General features: G+C 43.0%; 24 protein-coding genes. 8 read left to right on the top strand and 16 right to left on the bottom strand.

From position 1 onward, the window contains the following. Both R7O03_RS05985 and R7O03_RS05980 read left to right on the top strand, forming a co-directional pair. The gene (locus R7O03_RS05985) at window positions 1-894 is read left to right on the top strand and encodes an immunity 49 family protein (protein WP_054579292.1); all 894 of its coding nucleotides are present in this window, start codon (window positions 1-3) and stop codon (window positions 892-894) included. A 341-nt stretch (window positions 895-1235) separates the two neighbouring features. Then, a complete protein-coding gene (locus R7O03_RS05980) occupies window positions 1236-2456 on the top strand; it encodes an ammonium transporter (protein WP_031781341.1) in 1221 nt (406 codons plus the stop codon). Between the two features lie 32 nt (window positions 2457-2488). On the opposite strand, the gene R7O03_RS05975 is transcribed toward R7O03_RS05980, so the two are convergent. Further along, window positions 2489-2662: a hypothetical protein gene (locus R7O03_RS05975; protein WP_165401620.1), complete on the bottom strand. Its 174-nt coding sequence runs from the start codon at window positions 2660-2662 to the stop codon at window positions 2489-2491. 118 nt (window positions 2663-2780) lie between these two features. On the opposite strand from R7O03_RS05975, the gene cobB reads away from it, so the two are divergent. Then, complete coding sequence (cobB, locus tag R7O03_RS05970) at window positions 2781-3512, top strand: Sir2 family NAD+-dependent deacetylase (RefSeq protein WP_318131586.1); 732 nt, start codon at window positions 2781-2783, stop codon at window positions 3510-3512. Window positions 3513-3600: 88 nt separating this feature from the next. On the opposite strand, the gene R7O03_RS05965 is transcribed toward cobB, so the two are convergent. The 5 genes from R7O03_RS05965 to potA form a co-directional block, all read right to left on the bottom strand. Beyond that, window positions 3601-4638, bottom strand: a complete 1038-nt coding sequence (locus tag R7O03_RS05965) for an extracellular solute-binding protein (protein ID WP_172563262.1) — start codon at window positions 4636-4638, stop codon at window positions 3601-3603. A gap of 249 nt (window positions 4639-4887) precedes the next feature. Continuing rightward, window positions 4888-5919, bottom strand: a complete 1032-nt coding sequence (locus tag R7O03_RS05960; protein ID WP_017634902.1) for an extracellular solute-binding protein — start codon at window positions 5917-5919, stop codon at window positions 4888-4890. 102 nt (window positions 5920-6021) lie between these two features. Beyond that, a complete protein-coding gene (gene potC, locus R7O03_RS05955; protein WP_005389180.1) occupies window positions 6022-6792 on the bottom strand; it encodes a spermidine/putrescine ABC transporter permease PotC in 771 nt (256 codons plus the stop codon). Further along, window positions 6792-7652, bottom strand: coding sequence for a spermidine/putrescine ABC transporter permease PotB (gene potB / locus R7O03_RS05950; protein ID WP_005377512.1), 861 nt, complete (start codon window positions 7650-7652; stop codon window positions 6792-6794). The genes potC and potB overlap by 1 nt, the downstream gene beginning before the upstream one ends. Then, the gene (gene potA, locus R7O03_RS05945; RefSeq protein ID WP_017634901.1) at window positions 7633-8748 is read right to left on the bottom strand and encodes a spermidine/putrescine ABC transporter ATP-binding protein PotA; all 1116 of its coding nucleotides are present in this window, start codon (window positions 8746-8748) and stop codon (window positions 7633-7635) included. The genes potB and potA overlap by 20 nt, the downstream gene beginning before the upstream one ends. Window positions 8749-9148: 400 nt before the next feature. Between potA and R7O03_RS05940 the strand changes: the two genes are divergently transcribed. The 4 genes from R7O03_RS05940 (at window position 9149) to ttcA (ending at window position 12543) form a co-directional block, all read left to right on the top strand. Then, a complete protein-coding gene (locus tag R7O03_RS05940) occupies window positions 9149-9946 on the top strand; it encodes a hypothetical protein (RefSeq protein WP_318098103.1) in 798 nt (265 codons plus the stop codon). Then, entirely contained in the window at window positions 9939-10775 is an 837-nt protein-coding gene (locus R7O03_RS05935; protein ID WP_318131602.1) for a glucosaminidase domain-containing protein, read from the top strand. Before R7O03_RS05940 ends, R7O03_RS05935 begins: the two co-directional genes overlap by 8 nt. 13 nt (window positions 10776-10788) lie before the next feature. Then, window positions 10789-11451, top strand: a complete 663-nt coding sequence (locus R7O03_RS05930; RefSeq protein WP_318131585.1) for a DUF2987 domain-containing protein — start codon at window positions 10789-10791, stop codon at window positions 11449-11451. 198 nt (window positions 11452-11649) lie between these two features. Then, the gene (gene ttcA, locus R7O03_RS05925) at window positions 11650-12543 is read left to right on the top strand and encodes a tRNA 2-thiocytidine(32) synthetase TtcA (protein WP_005377502.1); all 894 of its coding nucleotides are present in this window, start codon (window positions 11650-11652) and stop codon (window positions 12541-12543) included. A 139-nt stretch (window positions 12544-12682) separates the two neighbouring features. Here ttcA and uspE read toward each other — a convergent pair whose 3' ends face one another. The 10 genes from uspE to ccoN form a co-directional block, all read right to left on the bottom strand. Continuing rightward, entirely contained in the window at window positions 12683-13630 is a 948-nt protein-coding gene (uspE, locus tag R7O03_RS05920) for a universal stress protein UspE (RefSeq protein WP_064353932.1), read from the bottom strand. Between the two features lie 180 nt (window positions 13631-13810). Continuing rightward, on the bottom strand, window positions 13811-14557 hold the full coding sequence (locus tag R7O03_RS05915) for an FNR family transcription factor (RefSeq protein ID WP_005377497.1): 747 nt from the start codon (window positions 14555-14557) through the stop codon (window positions 13811-13813). Between the two features lie 90 nt (window positions 14558-14647). Next, a complete protein-coding gene (locus tag R7O03_RS05910) occupies window positions 14648-15328 on the bottom strand; it encodes a sulfite exporter TauE/SafE family protein (protein WP_318131584.1) in 681 nt (226 codons plus the stop codon). Between the two features lie 8 nt (window positions 15329-15336). Then, a complete protein-coding gene (gene ccoS / locus R7O03_RS05905) occupies window positions 15337-15501 on the bottom strand; it encodes a cbb3-type cytochrome oxidase assembly protein CcoS (protein WP_005377493.1) in 165 nt (54 codons plus the stop codon). Window positions 15502-15516: 15 nt separating this feature from the next. Next, entirely contained in the window at window positions 15517-17880 is a 2364-nt protein-coding gene (locus R7O03_RS05900; RefSeq protein ID WP_318131583.1) for a heavy metal translocating P-type ATPase, read from the bottom strand. A 4-nt stretch (window positions 17881-17884) separates the two neighbouring features. Further along, entirely contained in the window at window positions 17885-18361 is a 477-nt protein-coding gene (locus R7O03_RS05895; RefSeq protein ID WP_005377489.1) for a FixH family protein, read from the bottom strand. A 105-nt stretch (window positions 18362-18466) separates the two neighbouring features. Beyond that, on the bottom strand, window positions 18467-19441 hold the full coding sequence (gene ccoP, locus R7O03_RS05890) for a cytochrome-c oxidase, cbb3-type subunit III (RefSeq protein WP_318131582.1): 975 nt from the start codon (window positions 19439-19441) through the stop codon (window positions 18467-18469). Continuing rightward, window positions 19441-19614 carry a cbb3-type cytochrome oxidase subunit 3 gene (locus tag R7O03_RS05885; RefSeq protein WP_005377485.1) on the bottom strand — a complete coding sequence of 58 codons (174 nt, stop codon included), beginning with the start codon at window positions 19612-19614 and terminating at the stop codon, window positions 19441-19443. Before R7O03_RS05885 ends, ccoP begins: the two co-directional genes overlap by 1 nt. Before the next feature lie 9 nt (window positions 19615-19623). Beyond that, entirely contained in the window at window positions 19624-20244 is a 621-nt protein-coding gene (ccoO, locus tag R7O03_RS05880; RefSeq protein WP_005377475.1) for a cytochrome-c oxidase, cbb3-type subunit II, read from the bottom strand. Between the two features lie 12 nt (window positions 20245-20256). Then, window positions 20257-21684: a cytochrome-c oxidase, cbb3-type subunit I gene (ccoN, locus tag R7O03_RS05875; protein WP_005396488.1), complete on the bottom strand. Its 1428-nt coding sequence runs from the start codon at window positions 21682-21684 to the stop codon at window positions 20257-20259. 257 nt (window positions 21685-21941) lie between these two features. Here ccoN and R7O03_RS05870 point away from each other — a divergent pair, with 257 nt between their 5' ends. Further along, window positions 21942-22298: a hypothetical protein gene (locus tag R7O03_RS05870; protein ID WP_318131581.1), complete on the top strand. Its 357-nt coding sequence runs from the start codon at window positions 21942-21944 to the stop codon at window positions 22296-22298. The last annotated feature ends 58 nt before the right edge of the window (window positions 22299-22356 follow it).

The raw sequence follows: 22356 nt of genomic DNA, 5'->3' as shown, positions 1-22356 counted from the left end.
ATGTCTGACAAAATTAAAATAGAAAGAAATGCTGATCCAAAGCTGACCTCGGAGTTAATCAAAGGCTATAGTTCTGATATTGATGAAGACCTTGATACGCGCAAAGAGGTAATCAGTATTCGTAGAGAAAACTTAGTTGCTTTAAGTGATGAATCGTTTTATCTAGTGAGATGGTACTCGTGGTTCCCACACTCCATAGAAAATGAACAAATCGGAACACTTTGCCTGTATGAAGCGTCATTAATGCGCGCGTTTTATCATCAGTTAGCGATGAAGCCTGACGAACCTCAAAGTATTCAATTACCTAGATACCCAGAAGTGACCTGGAAAGGCGAAGGTATTTTAAAAACAGGCTTCATTTGTCCTTCAATGTGGCTAGATGCCTATTTTACCTCTGTCATCGTCCGTGACAAAGCTAGCATGGATGTGTTGGCGAACTTTCCGATTTCTTTGATGAGACAGAGCTCTACCAAAGCGGGTGAGCTGTCTTATATGCTAGTAGACGTCATTCAGTCGTTCCACAATCGCACATCAGATTATCCGGATAAGCTGGTTGCAGCAATGGACGCAGCGGTAGCTCAAGGTGATAACTGGGCGTTGGAAATTGCGATGGGGATCTTAGAAACCTTCGCGGCACTTACCACTGACATCGGTTATGATTTTGAAGAGGTATTAGTTAAGAACCTACAGTTCCAAGAGCAATACCAAATGAGGCTCGATAAGCCAGAGGACTTGATTTCTATAGAAACTTTCATATCTTTCCCTCTTCTTGGCATGGCCTGTATGTGGTACGACAAAGGTAACCGTTTATCAGTTGAAACTGGTTGGCTTCCTCCTTATCTCGTCGAGGGGCGTTGGCTAGAAGAAGTAAAAGCAGGGAAGATCACTCGATAAACTCCTTTAGTTAGCCATTCAGTATAAAAGCCACCTCTCATGAGGTGGCTTTTATGTTTATGGTGGGGAGTTTGCTGCTTGTTGAGCTATATGGTGCGCATTATGTTGGTGCGCTAAAACCACATTGGTGCATTTATTAGCGTGTTAAGCACCATTCAAGAATGCATAATTTTATTAAAGTTCATACAAAACAATAAATTAAAGTGTAAGTGTTAGAAATGTAAATTATGGAATGAGAATTGCTCTGTTAGACGCTCTATAAACTAAGTTCACCAAATTGGTGATGAGCCTAACTTTGATGCACAGGATAAGTGCGCTACAGATCAACGGAGACAATCATAATGAGTGTAACTGCCAATCAGGTACACGGCGCTGTACAAACTCTCACGCAAAGTTCCGACACACTTTTCTTACTACTTGGCGCAATCATGGTCTTTTTGATGCATGCTGGTTTTGCTTTTCTTGAAGTAGGAACCGTGCGCCAAAAGAACCAAGTTAATGCTTTAGTTAAAATCTTGGCCGATTTCGGTATTTCCGCCATTGCGTATTTTTTCATTGGATACTGGGTCGCTTATGGCGGCACCTTCTTTGCTGATGCAGAGACATTATCTCAAGGCAATGGTTACGAGTTGGTGAAGTTCTTTTTCTTGCTGACCTTCGCTGCAGCGATTCCTGCTATTGTTTCTGGTGGTATCGCAGAGCGAGCTCGTTTTTATCCGATTCTAATCGCAACATTTTTCACTGTCGGTATTGTATACCCACTATTTGAAGGAATGATCTGGAACGGAAACTTTGGCGTTCAATCTTGGTTTGAAAATACCTTTGGTTATGGCTTCCACGATTTTGCAGGTTCAGTCGTTGTACATGGTGTTGGCGGCTGGATAGCGCTGGTTGCCGTTGTGTTTTTGGGCATGAGAAAAGGCAGAGTTCGAGCAGGAAAGCATACCAACTTTGCACCTTCGAATATTCCGTTTTTGGCTTTGGGAGCTTGGATCTTATGTGTGGGGTGGTTTGGCTTCAACGTCATGTCAGCTCAAACTGTGTCAGGCATAAGTGGCTTGGTGGCTATGAACTCATTGATGGCAATGGTCGGAGGCATTGTCGCGTCACTGTTGGCTGGTAAAAATGACCCTGGCTTTATTCATAACGGGCCACTAGCTGGCTTGGTTGCTGTATGTGCGGGCTCAGACTTAATGCATCCTATCGGTGCTTTAGTGACAGGTGCGATTGCTGGCGTGCTATTTGTTTATCTTTTTACCCACCTACAAAACAAAACCAGGATTGATGATGTGCTAGGTGTCTGGCCTTTACACGGTGTATGTGGCGCTTGGGGTGGTATTGCTGCGGGGATCTTTGGCCAAATCTCGTTGGGTGGGCTAGGGGGCGTGAGCATTATCGTTCAGCTTCTAGGAACGCTTTTGGGCATTTCCATCGCTGTGCTTGGGGCACTTGCAGTCTACGGCGCGATTAATACCAGTATGGGACTAAGGCTTTCAGAAGAAGACGAATTCAATGGCGCTGACCTAGCCATTCATAAAATATCTTCGACCAACGAGGATTGAGACCAATATGGGAGCGGCATAAAGCCGCTCTTTTAGCAATTGCCTTTCTTGGCTTGGCCAGGAGGACAGAAATTACCATTACCTCGATGGTCATCATCATTGGTGCTGACTCTTACCTTTACATCATCGACTTCGCCTTCAACATTGGTAAGTTGACAGCCTGCCAAAGTCATAAGCAATATAAACGCTAGAGATACTTGTCTCATTGCTGTTCCTCTTAAATTGTAATTCTAATAGTGACCATTACGACTATGGTCTAATCCATATTACTACTGTTGCTATTCTTTCAGTGTTAAGCTAATGAAAAAACAGCAAGGATGAGTTATGAATTTCCCTTATAGAAATATTGTAGTACTTACTGGTGCAGGTATCTCGGCCGAATCTGGTATTCAAACATTTCGTGCGCAAGATGGCCTATGGGAGAATCACCGTATCGAAGATGTAGCAACGCCTGAAGGGTTTGCTCGCGATCCGAACCTTGTTCAAGATTTTTACAACCAACGCCGCAAGAAACTTCAAGATAATGCGATAAAGCCTAATGCAGCGCATGAAGCATTGGGTCGTTTAGAGGCTGAGTTAGAAGGTAAAGTGACGGTCATCACTCAAAATATAGACAACCTTCACGAAAGAGGAGGCAGTCAGAATGTGATTCACATGCATGGTGAGTTGCTCAAGGCCCGCTGCAGTGAATCTAACCAAGTAGTAGATCACAATGAGGACATTAAGACCGGCGAGCTTTGTCACTGTTGTCAGATCCCTTCACAAATGCGACCACATATTGTTTGGTTTGGTGAAATGCCACTGCGAATGGGTGATATCTACGCGTCATTAGAAGAAGCAGATTTGTTTATTTCTATTGGGACTTCTGGCGTTGTGTATCCCGCAGCAGGTTTTGTTCATGATGCAAAAATGCACGGCGCACATACCATTGAAATTAACCTAGAACCTAGTGCGGTAGAAAGTGAATTTGAGGAAAAACGCTACGGAAAAGCAAGCGTTGAGGTTCCAAAATTAGTTGACGAGATACTGGCTCTAGGAGGAAAAGAAAGAGCGTAATAACTTCAACAGGAAGAGTTTTTGTCTTGTCATTAAGAACAAAAAAGCGGCTCATGAGCCGCTTTTTCATATCTTTAAAACTAACGAATTAGTTATTCACTTTTAGCTTTTGGAAGTACTCATCGTACATTACGCTCGCTTCGCCAACCTCATCTTGCCAAGTACCGCTGTCCATCACTTCTTGTGGTGGGAAGATGCTTGGATCATTAGCAAATTCTTTCGGTAGCAGATCGTGTGCCGTTTTAACTGGCGTAGGATAACCAATCTCTAGTGCAATCTTAGCTGCGTTCTCAGGACGTAGTAGGAAATCGATCATCTTATGAGCTGCGTCAACGTTCTTCGCACCAGCTGGAATTGCTAGGCTGTCCATCCAGAAGATAGTGCCTTTTTCTGGCCAGATGATGTCGATGTTCGCGCCTTCTTGACGAGCCATGTATGCAGAACCGTTCCAAAGCATGCCTAGTGAAACTTCACCCGCAAGGTAAGGGTTTGCAGGAAAGTCTGAGTTAAATACTAATACGTTTGGCATTAGCTTTTTCAGTTCTTCGTAAGCGGCTTTGATTTCTTCTGGGTTAGTCGTGTTTGGTGAGTAACCAAGCTTAGTCAATGCAATGTGGAATACTTCGCGAGAATCATCCATCAACATTAGTTGACCTTCCCACTTGCTATCCCAAAAATCATCCCACTTCGTAACAGATGATTTGTCTAGCATGTCAGCATTGATACCAATACCTGTCGCACCCCAAATGTAAGGGATAGAGTAGTTGTTGTTCGGATCGAACGGCTTGTTAAGGAAGTTAGTATCAAGATCGGCAAAATGAGACAATTTCTCTTTGTCGATCTGTTGCAGCATGCTTTCTTTACGCATTTTAGAGACGAAATAGGTAGACGGTACTACCAAGTCGTAACCAGAACCTTGAGTTTTTAGTTTTGCGTACATACTCTCGTTAGATTCGTATGTAGAGTAAATAACTTTGATTCCAGTTTCTTTTGTAAAGTCTTCAAGAACTTCGTTTGGAATGTATTCCGACCAGTTGTAGAAATACAGTTCTTGATCAGCAGCCATTGCAGGGGTAGCGATGAGCGTCGCTGCACATAGAGCGCTTGCGTAGAATTTACTTTTCATTTGTTTTCCGTTTTGTTTCGCGATTGGACAAGTCAATACTAGCTGGAGTTATCAAGTTGAGCCAAATCGCAGTAAGCACAAATATGTTCATTTAGCTTGAATATCGTTGTCTCCTTGTTATGAGACGATAAATCTATGATACCAAGACAAATAAACCTAGCAACGCGCGATTATATCAGCCTAAGACAAAAATAGGCAGCGTATTGCTGCCTATTTTCCTATGGTTGATGACTTGTTACACAAGCTAGATTATTGTCCCGCTTTCAGCTTTAGGAAGTAATCTTCGTATTTAACGGTTAGATCACCAACCGCATCTTGCCATTCAACGCGGTCAAGGTCTTCTTGAGAAGGGAACAGTGGGGCAACGTCTTTAAACTTAGCATTCGATTCTTCCACCGCCGTTAGGTAGCCAGTATCACGAGAGATTTGCTCTGCGATTTCTGGGCGCAGTAGGAAGTCGATCATCTTGTGAGCGGCTTCTACGTTCTTCGCACCAGAAGAGATAGCGAAGTTATCAACCCAGCCGATACCGCCTTCTTTAGGAAAAACGAGTTTAAGGTTTAGGCCTTCACTTTGTGCCGCTGCGGCGCTACCGTTCCAAAGCATACCAACGCCCACTTCACCAGACATGTAAGGTGCGCCAGGGTTGTCAGAGTTGAAAACTAAAACGTTTGGCATCAACTTTTGTAGCTCAGCGTACGCTTCATCGATTTGCTTAGGGTCTTTTGAGTTACCTGAGTAGCCAAGTTTACGCAGAGCGATATGGAACACTTCACGAGTGTCGTCCATCAACATTACTTGACCTTCAAGCTCAGGCTTCCATAGGTCAGCCCAGCTTTGGAAGTCGTTTGGATCGTACATGTCTGCGTTAACCGCTAGGCCTGTAATCGCAACAACGTGTGGGATAGAGTAGTCGTTACTTGGATCGTAAGGCTTGTCTAGGTAGTTTTTATCTAGGTTGCCGAAGTTTTTCAGCTTAGTCTTATCGATCTTTTGTAGCATGCCTTCGTCACGCATCTTCGCCACGAAGTACGTTGAAGGTACTACTAGGTCATAACCTTGGTTATGGGTTTTTAGCTTTGCATACAAAGTTTCGTTCGACTCGTAAGTCGAGTAGATCACTTTGATGCCAGTTTCTTTAGTAAATTGCTCTAGGATATTACTGTTGATGTAAGGACCCCAGTTCATAAATACTAGTTCTTTATCATCCGCTGTCGCTGTACCAGAGAACAGAGAAAGCGCACATGCACTACCAGCTAATAGAGTAGCCCATTTTTTCATTGACGTTAGCTCCAAACCAAACGTTGTCCAATTTTGGACGATAGATAGAAAAACAGAATGGCATGTAACCATTCTGTTTCGTGATGTTAACGGGTGCGGATTCTACTTCACTTTTTCTCTTGCTAGCAACTGAGAAATTACTACCAAGACCAAAGAAACAATCAACATCACCGTTGCTAGGGCGTTCACTTCCGGTGAAATGCCCACCTTAACCATGGAGTAAATCTTCAATGGCAAGATTTCGTATGTTGGACCCGTTACAAACGAACTGATGATCACATCGTCCAAAGACAGGGTAAAGCTCAATAACCAACCTGCGGCAACCGCTGGTTTAGCGAGAGGAAGGATGATCTGTTTCAAGATAACCCACTCGCTTGCACCAAGGTCTTTTGCTGCTTCCAACATTTTCACATCAAAGCCATTTAAGCGGCTGTATACAGTTACCACAACGAATGGTAGACAAAAGGTGATGTGAGCAATCAATAGTGTAAAGAAGCCAAGCTGTGCGCCCAATACCAGGAACAGAGCAAGTAATGAAATCGCCATTACAATATCTGGAGACATCATCACGACAAACAGCATGCCGTTTACCGCACCCTTACCTTTGAACGAGTAACGGAATAGGGCAACGGCCGTTAAGCTACCAATGATGGTTGCTGCTGTCGCTGAGAATACCGCTACGTTCAATGAATGCCATGCAGCTTGCATTAGGCTATCGTTGTTTACTAAGGTTTCGTACCATTTCGTGGTGAAACCACCCCATTTCATACCAAATTTGTTGGCATTAAATGAGTTAACAATTAAGACGATGATCGGCAGATACAAAAATGCATATACCAGCGCCATAAAGCTAAATCTAACTGTGCGTCCCATTAGTCTAGCTCCACTTTCTTATTCAATAGTTTGCCTGCTCTGTAGTAAGCGTAAAGCATCACAGCCATTGCGAAGGTGAGGGCGATACTGGTCGCAGCACCAAATGGCCAGTCACGAGCGTTCAATACTTGGCTCTTAATGACGTTACCGATCAGTAGGTTCTTCGCACCACCAAGAAGGTCAGAGATGTAGAACATACCTAGTGCTGGTAGCAGAACCAACAAACAACCACCGATAATGCCAGGCATTGTAAGAGGTAGAATCACTTTCGTAATGGTTTGGAACTTGTTCGCACCAAGATCTTTCGCCGCCTCGATATAAGTGTTGTCCAACTTCTCGATTGCCGAGTAAAGCGGCAGAATCATAAATGGAAGCAGGATGTACACAAGACCAATCATTACTGCTGTTTCGGTGTACATAATACGTAATGGCTTATCGATGATTTCCATCGCCATTAATGATTTGTTCAAAATACCTTGTGTACCCAGAACAATCTTCAGGCCGTAAGTACGGATAAGAGAGTTTGTCCAAAAAGGTACGATAACTAAGAACAACATGAATGGGCGCCATTTCTCTGGCATTTTCGCTATGATGTAAGCAAATGGGTAACCAATTACTAAACACAACAACGTCGCCACAATCGCCATGTAGAACGAGTGCATCAGCACTTTCGCATACAAGGGGTCGAGTAGACGTAAGTAGTTGTCGAAAGTAAATGTCATTTCGATTAAGTTTGCTTCATCACGCGTTAAGAAACTCGTACCGATAATCATCACATTTGGTACCAACACGAAAAGTGTTAACCAACCGACGATTAAGGTAATGATCGCGTTTTGAAGATTAATCTTCTTGCTTATCATTGAGGACTACCTCCCAACTCTCAACCCAAGTGATAGCGACTTTCTGGCCAAGTGAGTGGTCCACATCAGGATCATCTTCGTTAAAGAATTCGCTAACCATTACACGCATGCCTGAATCCAATTGGATAACGGAATCAAGCGTCATACCTTTATAGGTACGCTCTGTTACGTGACCTACGATGCCTTTTTCTTCAGACTCTTTGATCTCTTCGATACGTAAGTCTTCTGGGCGAAGTAGTACTTGCAGTTTTTCACCTGCTTGCGCTTCCTGATCGTAGTAAACAACAGACTCGACACCTTCGATTTCTGCACGGATACGTTTCTCGTCGATACGCTCTAGCATGGTTGCGTTGAATACGTTGATCTCACCGATAAAGCGAGCAACAAATAGGTTCTTCGGCTCTTCGTAAATCTCACGTGGAGAACCATCCTGCTCGATAACACCGTCGCGCATAACAATAATGCGGTCAGACATCGATAGGGCCTCTTCCTGATCGTGCGTAACGAAGATAAAGGTAATACCAAGTTGACGCTGAAGCTGTTTAAGCTCGATTTGCATTTGCTTACGCAGTTTGTAATCAAGTGCCGATAGAGATTCATCTAGCAGCAGTACTTTTGGTTTGTTAACAACCGCACGCGCAATGGCGATACGTTGTTGCTGACCACCAGAAAGCTGATGAGGCTTACGCTGTGCCATTTTTTCTAGGCGCACCATGCGTAGCGCTTCCATTACTCGTGGTTCAATGTCCGCAGTAGGCGTTTTCTGCATACGAAGGCCAAAAGCGACATTCTCATATACGGTCATGTGTGGAAACAATGCGTAACTTTGAAATACCGTGTTGACGTGCCTTTGCTCTGCAGGAACCTGTGTTACATCCTGGTCATCCAAAATAATTTGACCGTTATCTGCCGTTTCAAAACCTGCAATCATGCGTAAAACTGTTGTCTTACCACAACCAGAAGGCCCGAGAATCGTCAGAAATTCACCATGATTAACATCCAGATTTAAATTACCGATGATTTCCTTACCATCGAAACTTTTACTAATACCAGATAAACGAATAACTGGCTTTCCTGCTTGCGGTTTTGCGTTCAACGTCTGTATTTCCCCCACGTTCAAGCCGGGATTATCCCAGCTGATGTGACACTAACCATTCACTTTTGAGGCGCGCATCATAATCACCAAAAGTGTGAAATTAAAGCATTTTCTTATCTTGAAACAGAAATAATTTTGCAGGAAAAAGCCATCATTCCTTACCATACTGTTTTTATGAGATTAATTGGCATCTAGACACAGTTTGATAGCACTAAACTTTGTTCAACAATTGTTTCAATTTCATGACCTTGAAAGTGGTTAATTATCAACCATACAGTTGAGATTGCAAGGATTGTAGGTGAGTTGTGATGTTAGATGTGGAAAGATTTCTTTATAATGACGATTACATTAATTGACTGGAATTCCAGTCAAAATTTTACAAGTTAGTCTTGGATAAACTATGAACGACGATTTTGAGAAAGATTTCAATCTTGGGGGGAGTGTAGAGCGAGCTTTGTCCGGCAACTACGAGCTTAAAGCTGGCGCGGTTTTTAACGAAGCTTGGCGAGCAACCATCCAGCACTTTTTATCATTTTCTCCTGCCATTATTGTATTGCTTTTTGTCCAGTTAGGTATTTTCTATATTGCATTAAAACTGCAGTTGGGCGATTTGAGCGTTATTCTTGATACATTTGAGAACCCAGAGTCGTTCACAAACGATATTGTGTCTTCTATTTATGTCGCGAATTTCAGTTATGAGGTGATTAGCGCCCCAATTTATGCGGGGATAAGTTTGATGGCTATGAGTCATGTCGCTGGCCTAAAGACTAAGTTGCGCCATGTTGGAAAGGGGTTGCAGTTCACCATTCCTGTTATCCTAGCAACGCTCATGAGCTTAATGCTACAAGGTGTGGTTGGTATGATTTTTCCTTTACTGTCGCTGTATCTTTCCTTGGCATTTAGTCACTCTATCTTGTTGATTTGTGAGAAAAGGGTGCCACCAATGCAAGCGTTGCTGTTATCACTTCGCGCAATCAACAAGAAGATTTTTGTGGTCGCGGGGCTTTACTTAGGCGTGATGTTAATGTTTATTATTGCAGCAATGTTCTACGGTATTGGCTTGATTTTTGTGCTGCCATTCTTCTTCCATTTGAAAGGCATACTCTACCGCGAAATGTTTGGAATTAAGCTTAAGATCGTTACAACACAAAAAAACGATAATGATCACGATGGTAACTCACAGGTGTTTGATGCCTAATTCTTTGAAATCAATAAGTTTACGAGTGGCGGCAACCTGTATGGCCGCCACTTTTATTTCTATAGGCCCATATTTACACTACGAGAAACAGTTTAAATATGTGGAAAATCCTGACGTACTCTCTGGCAAGATTAAGCATGTCGATTTATCACACTTGCCATACATCGGTGATATCCCAGACTTCAATTCAATAAAAGATACGAAAGAGAAAAAAGCTGCTTTTTTTGATTTTTTAAGGCCTAAAATTGCTCTTGAGAATCAACGAATTCGTCATGAGCGGGCCTTTCTTACCTCTTTAAAGGTGGGACAAGTGACGCAAGAACAACAAGAGTATGCTCAGCGGTTATCATCTCTGTATTCGTTGCCCTTGAGTAACGATAAGGTTGATCAAGCGTGGCTAGACCAGATGCTTGTGCGAGTGAACGTCTTACCAGAAGCGTTGGTTCTAACTCAAGCGGCAAATGAATCTGCGTGGGGCACTTCTCGTTTTGCTACTCAAGCAAACAACTTGTTCGGCCAATGGTGTTATAAAAAGGGCTGTGGAATTGTTCCAGCGCAACGTGGCGCTGACAAAGTTCATGAAGTTGAAAAATTCGATTCTGTACAACAGTCTGTTCATGGCTACTTTATGAATGTTAATCGAAACCCAGCGTATGCAGACCTGCGTGAAATCAGAACATCTCTGGCTGAAAAGAACAAGGGCTTGTTAACGGTCGCAACCGCGTCAGAGTTAACGCATGGGTTACTAGCCTATTCTGAACGTGGCATCGCCTATGTACACGATCTTCGCGCTATGATTCGTCATAACAACGCCTACTGGACGCAATAAAATAACGGATAAAATGAAAAAGTTAAGCCTAAGTCTATTGGGAAGTACGGCGCTAATTCTTGCATCGCCGATAACCCAAGCTCAAGAGTACATGTTCACGTACTCAAAGTTATACACTCAACTAAAAAACAACAATAAAGAAGGGCATGACGATGTGAAAGTTGGTGTCTTTTTTGTGGACGCAAAAACTAAACAAATTTGTACGATAGAAAAATCTTGGATGGAAAAAGAAGAGCACTATGAAGAGTTTGTTATCCCTGCTTCACAAGAGTTGCCTTTACCTGTTGATAAAAACTTAAAGTCAGCGAATCCGTTGGTTTTTGTCGATACCCCAAAAGATACACGTTGCGATTACTCACTTGTCGTGATGACCAAAGAACCATTACAGGGTAACGTTTCTTACGACCAACTTAAGCCTCTTCTACCTCAAATGCAGACGATGCTGGAAGATTTAGGCGGTATGTTTGCGGGTTGGTTTACACCGGAGGTTCAAGGTGTGACGATGGAGTTTGCAAATCAACTGAATGATAAAGTGATTTTCTCAAACGGAACCGAAAAGCCAATTGTCAATGGCAAGATACAAGTCGCACTAAGTGAAATAGGGCAAGGTGGCACAATGACACTACCAGAACCGACGATGCGAGTGTTACCTTATCTACCTAACGCAAAGAAATGAACACTGAACGTTTAGAAAGGGCTGCAATCGCAGCTCTTTTTTAATTTTGACCGTAACTAAAGTATCTTTCACACTCTTTTCTTAAAGACTCAATAAGACAAGCATTTAATCCTGCGTAAAAAGCTCGTATAATCCACGCCCCAAAGAAACCCATGTTAGGAAGTCCTAGTCGATTTATCGGCGATGTGAGAGCCCGCAATGAACCAAATAGATACAAGAAAAGAAACCCTAGAATTCAACAAGCTTCAGAAACGCCTAAGAAGACATGTTGGAAATGCCATTACTGATTACAACATGATCGAAGAAGGCGATGTTGTAATGGCATGTATTAGCGGTGGTAAAGATTCATTCGCGATGCTTGATATCCTGTTGAATCTTCAAAAAGCTGCGCCAATCAAATTTGAAGTGGTTGCAGTAAACCTAGACCAAAAACAACCGGGCTTCCCTGAGCACATTCTGCCAGAGTATTTCGAAACACTGAATATCCCTTACTATATTGTCGATAAGGACACGTATTCCGTCGTAAAAGAGAAGGTACCAGAAGGCAAAACCACTTGTGGTCTATGTTCACGCCTGCGACGTGGTACGCTGTATTCATTTGCAGAGAAGATTGGTGCAACTAAGCTTGCGCTAGGTCATCACATGGATGACATCGTCGAAACAATGTTCTTGAACATGTTCCACGGCTCTCGCCTTAAAGCGATGCCACCAAAGCTACGCTCTGATGATGGTCGTAACGTGGTCATTCGTCCATTGACTTACTGTCGTGAAAAAGATTTGATCAAATACGCTGAGCACAAGGATTTCCCAATAATTCCGTGTAACCTTTGTGGCTCTCAAGAGAACCTTCAGCGTCAATCTATAAAAGCAATGTTGATTGAATGGGATAAGAAGACGCCAGGGCGTGTGGAAGCAATTTTTAAATCAATTCAAAACGTAAGCCCAAGCCAACTAGCAGACCGCGAATTGTTCGACTTTGTTAACTTACCGCTAGATCGTGAAGGTAACCGCGAAGAGTATGAATTTAATGAGGCTGTCGTTTCTTCGACGAATATTGATGAATCAATGTTCATCGATGTTACGAACATCTAACTCGTAAAAAAGGAGGTCAATTAGACCTCCTTTTTTGTACCCAACGCTTTAACTGTTCCCAAACAAAATCCCCCTGTATTCGGGGGATTTATTAGCCTTTATTTGAAAGCGCTCAATACATAGCAATACTAAGGAGAGATTAGGTTGCTGTATTTGGATCGAGAGGACTAATGTAGCCTTTTGGTTTTAGAGCCAACACATCGCAATTTATTTTATCAATTACGTGCTCCGCTGTATTACCAATAAAGACAGCAGAAAGCCCAGTTCGCCCTGTAGTACCTAAAATAACCATTGCAGCATTCAAGCGCTCAGCAGCTGCCGGAATGACATCTTCAGGTAAACCTTGCTCAACTATCGTTTGTTCTTCATCAAGACCATGTTTTTGGCGTAGTGCTTTCATAGCCGTTAAATGATGACCTCGCACTGCATCGGTATAAGTCGTTGGGTCAAATTCAGGAAGTTCAATCGTAATGTTCGCCGGTGTAACGGGGTAGGCGTTAACAAGATATGGCTTGGCCTCAAGCCGAGTGGTGATTTCTTTTAATCGCTCGACCATCGTATCGTTGAGATCAATATGAGTCGGGTTTTCTGAGCCCACATGTACTGAGGCAAGGATACTTGCTTGTTCCGGCCAAGCAGCATTCTTGATAAGAAGCACTGGAATAGGGCATTTTCGCAACAAGTGCCAATCTGTCGGTGTGAAAATGACAGACTCTAAAACATCATGCTTACGTGTGCCTTTGATGACTAGGTCATGATCGCCTGCATAGACTTCAGCAATAATCGCCTCATAAGGGCGGTTGTGCCAGACAACACAAACATCAAAGTCGAAGCCATCGTTTAGGTATGGTTGAGCAATTTTACGCATCCACTGCTCACGCTGATGAATGACACCTCGACGCATAGCATCTCTTTCATCCACTGATAGCATTGACGTCATGTCATACGAGAAATCGTAAATGGATAAAAAGAAAGTGATTCGGCTTCTAGATACACTTTTCTGAGCTAATTGAACAGCTCTTGCAAGTGCGGGCTGCTCATCATTATTGATGTCAGCTACAACAAGGATCTTACTGTATATACTCATAACTAAGCCCACTTCTATTGCAAAACCAGATACTGAATGTAAATTAAATCAGTATTTTGGAGTACTCACCGTACATTTTTACTGTAGCTTAGTTTGGAGAACTTTTTGAGGACTTTCGAAAGGAATTTATGAGAAATATGATGTAGCTCATTTTCGAGCTACATCAATAATTAGCGTGTATTATTCTTTAGTTACACCAGCAAGTTCCATCAATGCATCGTGGTCTAAGATAGTGATATATTTACCTTTTACGCTTAGGATCTCAGATTTCTGGAAACGACCTAACAAACGACTGATCGTTTCGACTGTAAGACCAAGGTAGTTGCCAATATCACCACGAGTCATAGTTAAACGAAACTCTCTAGGGCTGAAGCCACGCTGAGAAAAACGCGTTGATAGGTTGTAAAGGAAAGCAGCTAGTCGCTCTTCTGCATTCTTTTTAGAAAGAAGCAAAATCATTTCCTGATCACCTTTAATTTCGTTACTCATCAAACGCATGATTTGCTGGCGAAGCTTAGGCATCTTACCCGATAGATCGTCTAAAATTTCGTATGGGATTTCACATACCATCGACGTTTCGAGTGCTTGAGCAAAGCTAGGGTGGGAGTCACCAGTAATAGCATCGAAACCGACTAAGTCTCCAGCTAAGTGAAACGCTGTGATTTGCTCATCACCTTGCTCTGTGATCGTATAGCTCTTGATGGTACCAGAGCGGATAGCGTATAGCGATTTTAGCTCATCACCAGCCTTAAAAAGCTCTTGTCCTTTTTGAATAGGCTTCTTACGTTCGATGATTTGGTCAAGCTGGTCAAGTTCTGCCTCATTTAGAGTGAACGGGATACACAGTTGACTAATGCTACAATCTTGGCAATGAATGGCGCAACCGCCTGATTGGATACGCTTTGTTGCAGGTTTTTCAGAAATCATAACAACCTTTCACTATTTGATATACATCAATATTTTAGCATCGCTTAATCCTAAAGGGTAGCAAAAATGTCACCTCAATAGAGTTTAACGTTATATGAAACCGAGTAACGCTAAGGCTCCTACAGCGGTATACTTACCATACCCAATAAGGATTAATGCTGAAATATTTCTAAATATTAATGATTTTTGTAATTTCTGAAAATGATTGGCACCATATCCAATAATAAGCATTGCAGGTAGCGTTCCAAGCCCAAACGCAAGCATAATTAGGCCGCCGTTCATCGCACTACCAGAAACCGCCGACCAAGTAAGCGCTGAATAAACTAAACCACATGGTAACCAACCCCAAATAAAGCCAAATGGCAACGCGTAAAGAGGATGCTTTAATGGCAACAAACTCTTCCCTGCCGGCGAGATAAAGCGCCAGAGATACTGCCCTAGCTTTTCTATTAAAAGCAAGCCTTGCCACCATTTAGCAATATACAGCGCGACCAGAATCATGAATAACGCAGCAATCAGCCTTAACCAAGCAAGAGAATGCGTTAACCCACTAAGCTCAGATAAACCTGATATAGCACCACCCACTAATGCTCCTATTAAGGTATAACTGATCAATCGTCCGAGGTTGTAGAAGAGGGGGATAAGAGGGGTGGTTTTATTTTTAGCAGAAGAGCCCATGGTAAGCAGAGACGCGATACCACCACACATACCCATACAATGACCGGCTCCTACTAAGCCGATCATCAACGCACCGATAAAATCAGGAGTCATAAAGGTCGCTACTTTTTATCACTATTAGATTGGTCTTCTTCGTCGAGAAGAATGTTGTGCCCTTGCCGTTCAAGATCTTCAAACTGATCGCTTCTTACTGCCCAAAGAAAAACGGCGACAGCAACACAAACGAGAACGATAGCGATGGGAATCAATATATAAAGACTTTCCATGTTTGCTTTCTCTACTTATTTCTCTTTGAGCAGGCGCAAAGAGTTAGATACAACGATAATTGAGCTTGCAGACATGCCAACTACTGCAATGTAGGGAGCCACTAAACCTGCGACCGCCAAAGGCAAAATTAACAGGTTGTAACCCAAAGACCAAGCCAAGTTTTCTCGAATAATCTTTCTTGTACGCAGTGCAAGCAAACGTGCTTCTAGTAGCTTTTCGAGATTATCCCCAAGTAACGTCATATCTGCAGAAGCTTTAGCGACATCTGTACCACCGCCCATTGCGACAGAAAGGTGAGCTCCGGCGAGAGTCGGCGCGTCATTGATTCCATCACCAACCATCATAGTGATACTGTTTTCGTCCAAGCTCTTAAGGTATGCAAGCTTATCTTCTGGCTTTGCTGACGCGACGATGTGATCGATACCAATTTCATTCGCCACTGGTTGGGCGTTTGAGAGAGAATCACCAGTTAGCAGGGTTGTCTTAATTCCAGCGTCAGCAAAACGTTGAATAAAGGCTTTGCTTTCTTTTCGGATAGGGTCGCGGTAGTAAAAGCTAGCGACATGCTTGCCATCAACCGACAGATAGACCGCCTGGCTTTCATCACTTTCTTTGCCTTGAACAAAAGCAGCACTACCTATCTTAACGATTTTGCCATTCCATATCCCTTCAATCCCTGACCCAATCACGTTTTGCACATCAGACACGATAAAGTCATCATTGGTGAAAGTTGCAAAAGAACGAGCGATAGGGTGGTTTGCATGAGCCTCTAAAGCTGCAGCTAGTGATAGACAATCTTTCTGTGGGAGATCACTAAGTACCTTTGTTTCACAGATCTCAATATCACCTTTCGTTAGAGTGCCTGTTTTATCTACAACTAAGTGGTTGATCTTACATAGTGCCTCAAACACATGGCCTTTACGAAGCAAAATGCCAAAATTACCCATTCTAGAGGTAGCACAAGTGAGAGCGGTCGGAGTGGCCAGAGATAGCGCACATGGGCATGTAGCAACTAACACAGACAGCATGATCCAAAACGCATCATCTGGTTTTGTTTGATGCCAGTAAAACCAAGTACCAGCAGAGATAATAAGAATCACACCAACAAAGTAACGGGCGACAATGTCGGCAATTTCCGCAATTTTAGGTTTGGAGTGTTGAGCTTCATCTTGTAAACGCACGATATTAGAAATCATTGAATCGGCCTTTGAGCTCACTACCTCGAGTTCAAATGATTCATCTCCGTTTAGCGTTCCCGCATAAACGACATCGCCTTCTCGTTTCACAACGTGCACTGACTCGCCCGTTAGCATGGATTCATCAATATGAATACGGCCTGAAATAACTTTACCGTCAGCGGGGATATGTTCACCAGGTAGAACGCGAATACGATCGCCAACTTTTAGCGTCTTCACGGGTATCTGATCACCGTCCAGCGTTGTAGCAATTGCAGGAATCAACTTAAGAAGGTTACCACTCGCTGCAGCAGCTTTGCGACGAGCGCGCATCTCTAAGAATCGACCTACTAACAAAAAGAAGGTAAACATCGAGATAGATTCAAAGAAGACTTCGCCTTGTTCAGTTACTGTTGCAACTAAACTTGCAACATAGGCAAAGATCAACGCGATAGAAACCGGGACATCCATACCAAGGGTTCGGCCTTTGATACTGCGCCATGCGTTTAAGTAAAATGGAAGAGCGGAATAAAGCAAAACAGGAGTAGCAAAAATCAAACTTACCCAACGAAAGTAACTTTTAAACTCTGGCTCTAAATCACCAAAGACTTCGAGATACAGTGCAACGGCGAGCATCATGACCTGCATGGTTGCTAAACCTGCAATACCTAGCCGATATAGATATTGCTTCATCATTCGATGGTAAGAGGCTTCTTGCTTATCTGCTTCAAAAGGTGCAGCTTTGTAACCAAGTTTATGAATAACGGAAAGGAGCTCGCTTAACCGTACCTGAGTTTTATCCCAGGCTAGTAACGCTCGATTGGTGGTTGTATTAACACGGATAGATACCAACCCGGCCGTATTAGAAACTTGCTTTTCGATTAACCACGCACAAGCGGCACATGAAACGCCTTCCAAAGAAAGGGTTACTTCAGAAACATTTTCGCGATTTCGTACGAATTCAGATTGTACATCCGCATTGTCATAATGAATTAAAGCTTGGAGTTGCTCTGGTACTAGATCTGCCTTTTCTGCAGGCGCAGTGCGGTATTGGTAATATGATACAAGACCACTATCGACAATAGTCTGCGCCACAGTTTCGCAGCCCGGACAACACATGTCGCGAATTTCACCCAATATTTCTACTTTGAAATCCGTGTTGGCTGGTACATCTTCACCGCAGTGATAACAGGATTTACACATATGCTTACTTCATTAACGGTGTTGAAGAGGCAGGAAACTCAACTTTACCTTGGATCATCCATTGCTTGTCGTGTGGTTGTAGTTCAACAAACCATGGTCCTTGAATAGATTCCTCAGCTTTTAGTCGGTAATTACCAGATGCATCCGCTGTTACAAGCTTTGTGAAGTCACGATCAGGAAGAGTACGATGAGTGAAAGTGGCCGTTAGAGCAGGGTAATGAGGTAGCTTCCCTTTAGCGAAAACAATCACAACATTGTTATTTTCAGAGGAAATCTCAGCGTTAAGACCTAGGTCACGAGCGACATTCATTTTACTAATGTCGATATTAATGCCTTTGCCTTTTTTATAGTAATCCTCGGCGACTAAAGAAACAGAGTTGTTCGAGAAAACGACCACAGTAATCACAGTCCAAACTACGACAGTAAGAGGAAGGATGATTAGGAACCACGGCCAAAATTGTTTATACCAAGGCTTTACCATAAAAAAGTTCTCAACAGCTAAATGAAAAAATGTAAGGCGTTAAATTTAAAGGAAAGACAGCCCCTATGAAAGGGGCTGTTATTGCTATGTTACGTAATATCTCAGTTACTTACTCTCTGAGTTACTTAAACTCCAGACATATGAGGCAACGAGCTGAACTTTATCTTCACCCAAAATGTCTTTCCACGCAGGCATTACGCCTGAGCGTCCGTTCATTACGGTTTCTGTTACAGCTGCACGAGAGTCACCAAATAACCAGTCTTGGTCTGTAAGGTCAGGCGCACCGACTGCAGGGTTACCCTTACCATCGGTACCATGACAAGCAGCACACACTACGAAGCGTGCTTTACCTGCCGCGGCTTCACGAGCATTTACTTTACGACCAGATAGACTAAGTGTGTAACTTACAACTTCTTGAACACCTTGCTCACCAAGGGCATCTTTCCATGCTGGCATTTGACCAATACGGCCGTGCATGATGGTTGTAACGATCGCTGCTGGCTCGCCACCATATAGCCATGCATCATCAGTCAGGTTAGGGAAGCCTTTCTGACCACGTGCATCAGAGCCATGGCATTGAGAACAGTTTTGCAAAAACAAACGCTGACCAACTTTTAATGCTTCAGGATCTTGCGCAATTTCAGGAATTGGGCGTAGACCACTGCCATTGTGCGCAAGTTTACGGAATGCTTCGCCGAAGTAAGCGTCGGCATCATCCAGTTCTTTTGCATATTGGTTTAGTTGCTTGTTCTCTTGTGCTGCAGCGATGGCTTCTTTTGACTCTTCTAGTGAGCGAACGGTTTGAGCCGAACTCTGCCAGTTTAAAAAGCCCTTGAAGCTACCTAGACCTGGGAATAGGGCAAGGTAAACTGCTGCGAACACAAATGTGCTTACAAACAGGTAAGTCCACCACTTTGGTAGAGGGTTGTTTAGCTCGCGAATACCATCGTACTCGTGGCCCATGTCTTCCCCTTCCTCGACGCCCATTTTATCTTTAGCGCACCAAGTCAGGAGAATCGCACAGCCTACTAGCGTACCGACAGTAATCACGATAATCCAGAGACTCCAGAATGTAGTCATTACTTCTTCACTCCTTGGTTATTAGGGGTCTTTTGTTCTTCGTCAGCAAACACCAAGTTGGCATCTTCTTCAAAGCGTGCTTTACGCTTTTTACTAAATGCCCACCATACGATGCCAATAAAACTAGCGAAGAGTACAACGGTATAAATACTATGAATTGTACCGAAATCCATATGATCCCCTTACTTCATTGCATGACCAAGAGACTGAAGGTAAGCGATGATTGCATCCATCTCTGTTTTACCTTCTACTTCTTTAGCCGAATTCGCGATCTCTTCATCAGTGTATGGAACGCCGAACTGATCACGAAATAGCTCAAGTTTCTTCTGAGTTAGCTTACCGTCTAAAACGTTTTCAGCTAGCCACGGGAAACCTGGCATGTTTGACTCAGGTACAAGCTCACGAGGATCTAACAGGTGAACACGGTGCCATTCGTCAGAATAACGACCACCAACACGAGCTAAATCCGGGCCTGTACGCTTAGAGCCCCAAAGGAATGGGTGTTCCCAAACACTCTCACCAGCAACAGAGTAGTGACCGTAACGTTCAGTCTCTGAGCGGAAAGGACGAACCATCTGGCTGTGACAAACGTTACAACCTTCACGGATGTAGATATCACGGCCTTCCATCTCCAAAGGAGTGTAAGCACGCAGATTTTCTACAGGTTCAGTCGTTTGCTTTTGGAAAATCAGAGGAGTGATCTCTACAAGAGCACCCCAACTGATAGCAAACACGATAAAAATAGCCAACAAACCGACATTACGTTCTAAGATTTCATGGCGATTATTAGAATTATTACTCATTCTTAAATCTCCTTATGCCGGATGTGGGATAGCTTTTAGGCTTTCTTTTGGTGCACTTACCGTTTTGTACGTGTTATATGCCATTAGGAACATACCAGATAGGAAGATAAATCCGCCTAGGAAACGTACAAAGTAGAACGGATAAGACGCTTCTACAGACTCAACAAAGCTGTAAGTTAGCGTACCGTCAGAGTTAACCGCGCGCCACATAAGACCTTGCATTACACCAGAGATCCACATCGCAACGATGTAAAGAACGGTACCGATTGTTGCTAGCCAGAAATGCACATTAACTAGACCAACAGAGTACATACGCTCTTGGCCAAATAGGCGAGGTACCAAGTGATATACAGAGCCGATAGAAACCATCGCAACCCAACCTAACGCACCAGAGTGAACGTGACCAATGGTCCAGTCTGTGTAGTGAGAAAGTGCGTTAACCGTCTTAATCGACATCATCGGGCCTTCAAAGGTAGACATACCGTAGAACGACAGTGAAACGATCAGGAAACGTAGGATAGGGTCATAACGAAGCTTATGCCATGCACCAGATAACGTCATAATACCGTTGATCATACCACCCCAAGAAGGAGCAAATAGAACCAGCGACATAACCATACCTAGAGACTGAGTCCAGTCTGGTAGCGCTGTATAATGAAGGTGGTGAGGGCCTGCCCAAATATATAGAGAAATAAGTGCCCAGAAGTGAACGATAGATAGACGGTAAGAATAAACAGGACGTTCAGCTTGTTTAGGAACGAAGTAGTACATCATACCTAGGAAACCAGCGGTCAGTAGGAAACCTACCGCATTGTGTCCATACCACCACTGAACCATCGCATCCACTGCGCCCGAGTAAATCGAGTAAGATTTACCGAGTGACACAGGAATAGCCATGCTGTTCACGATGTGAAGTACTGCTACTGTGATAATAAAGGCACCGAAGAACCAGTTTGCCACATATATGTGTGACGTGTTTCGTTTCACCAGTGTGCCGAAGAACACCACCGCATATGATACCCATACTAGCGCAATTGCGATATCAATAGGCCATTCTAGCTCAGCATACTCTTTACCCGATGTTAAACCGAGAGGCAAAGTAATGGCTGCTGCCAGGATGATTGCTTGCCAACCCCAAAAGGTGAAGGCAACGAGTGGGCCACCAAAAAGACGTGTTTGACATGTGCGCTGTACAACATAATAAGACGTTGCGAACAGAGCACTGGTACCAAACGCAAAAATTACCGCATTAGTATGCAGTGGACGTAAGCGACTGTACGTCAACCACGGCGTATCAAAGTTTAGCTGTGGCCAAACTAATTGAGCGGCAATCAAAACACCAACAGCCATACCAACTATGCCCCATAAAATGGTCACAAGGGTAAATTGGCGAACGACTGTATAGTTGTAGTTTTGTTCAAGCTGCTTTACTTGGCTCATTTGCATGCTTCCAATTTCTAATTAACTACACTTTTACTTCCAACACGACTTGCGTCGTAACACCACCCAAGTAAACTCTAGAATTCAAGTGTTATCATCACCTTATTTCCATTGCTGACTTTAATAAAAAGTGGCATTTTCAGCGTGACACTATACTTGAATTAACAATTCAATGACAGGGTAGTAACCTTACTGGACCTCTGGAAATCATTTTTTATTTAAAAAGTTTGAAGTTTGTAACAAGGATATTAGTAATTATGCCTGCACAAAAGTTAACAAAGGCGCGACTTGCACAAATCTTAATCATGCTCAGTGTTTTAATAGGCGCATTTTTCTGGCGTACCTTTACACACGAGAGTGTTAATAGCGTTGACTGTTCACAAAAAGAACGATGCGATGTAACAATTGAAGGAGAAATAATCACGATTAATCGTGACTCAATGGGAATTTCGCTCGAAACGACAGAAAGTAGCACTCTAAAAATTGATCTAAATCAATCTGGTAATTTTATCAATCTCAACGAGAAGCATAAGGCAGTAGAATGGGACATCATGCCTGAATCGAAAAAAATCACCTTTAAAAAAGGTGAAAACATTGTTGTAGTTCAATTATAAATACGATCTATCACGAGATAATCGTAACTTATTAATGAAATTAACACCTTCTTACCTA

Source organism: Vibrio sp. Vb2960 (assembly GCF_033337665.1).
GTDB classification, from domain to species: Bacteria; Pseudomonadota; Gammaproteobacteria; order Enterobacterales; family Vibrionaceae; genus Vibrio; species Vibrio alginolyticus.
The sequence above is the reverse complement of the archived record's forward strand: the minus strand, read 5'-3'. Positions and strand labels throughout refer to the sequence as shown.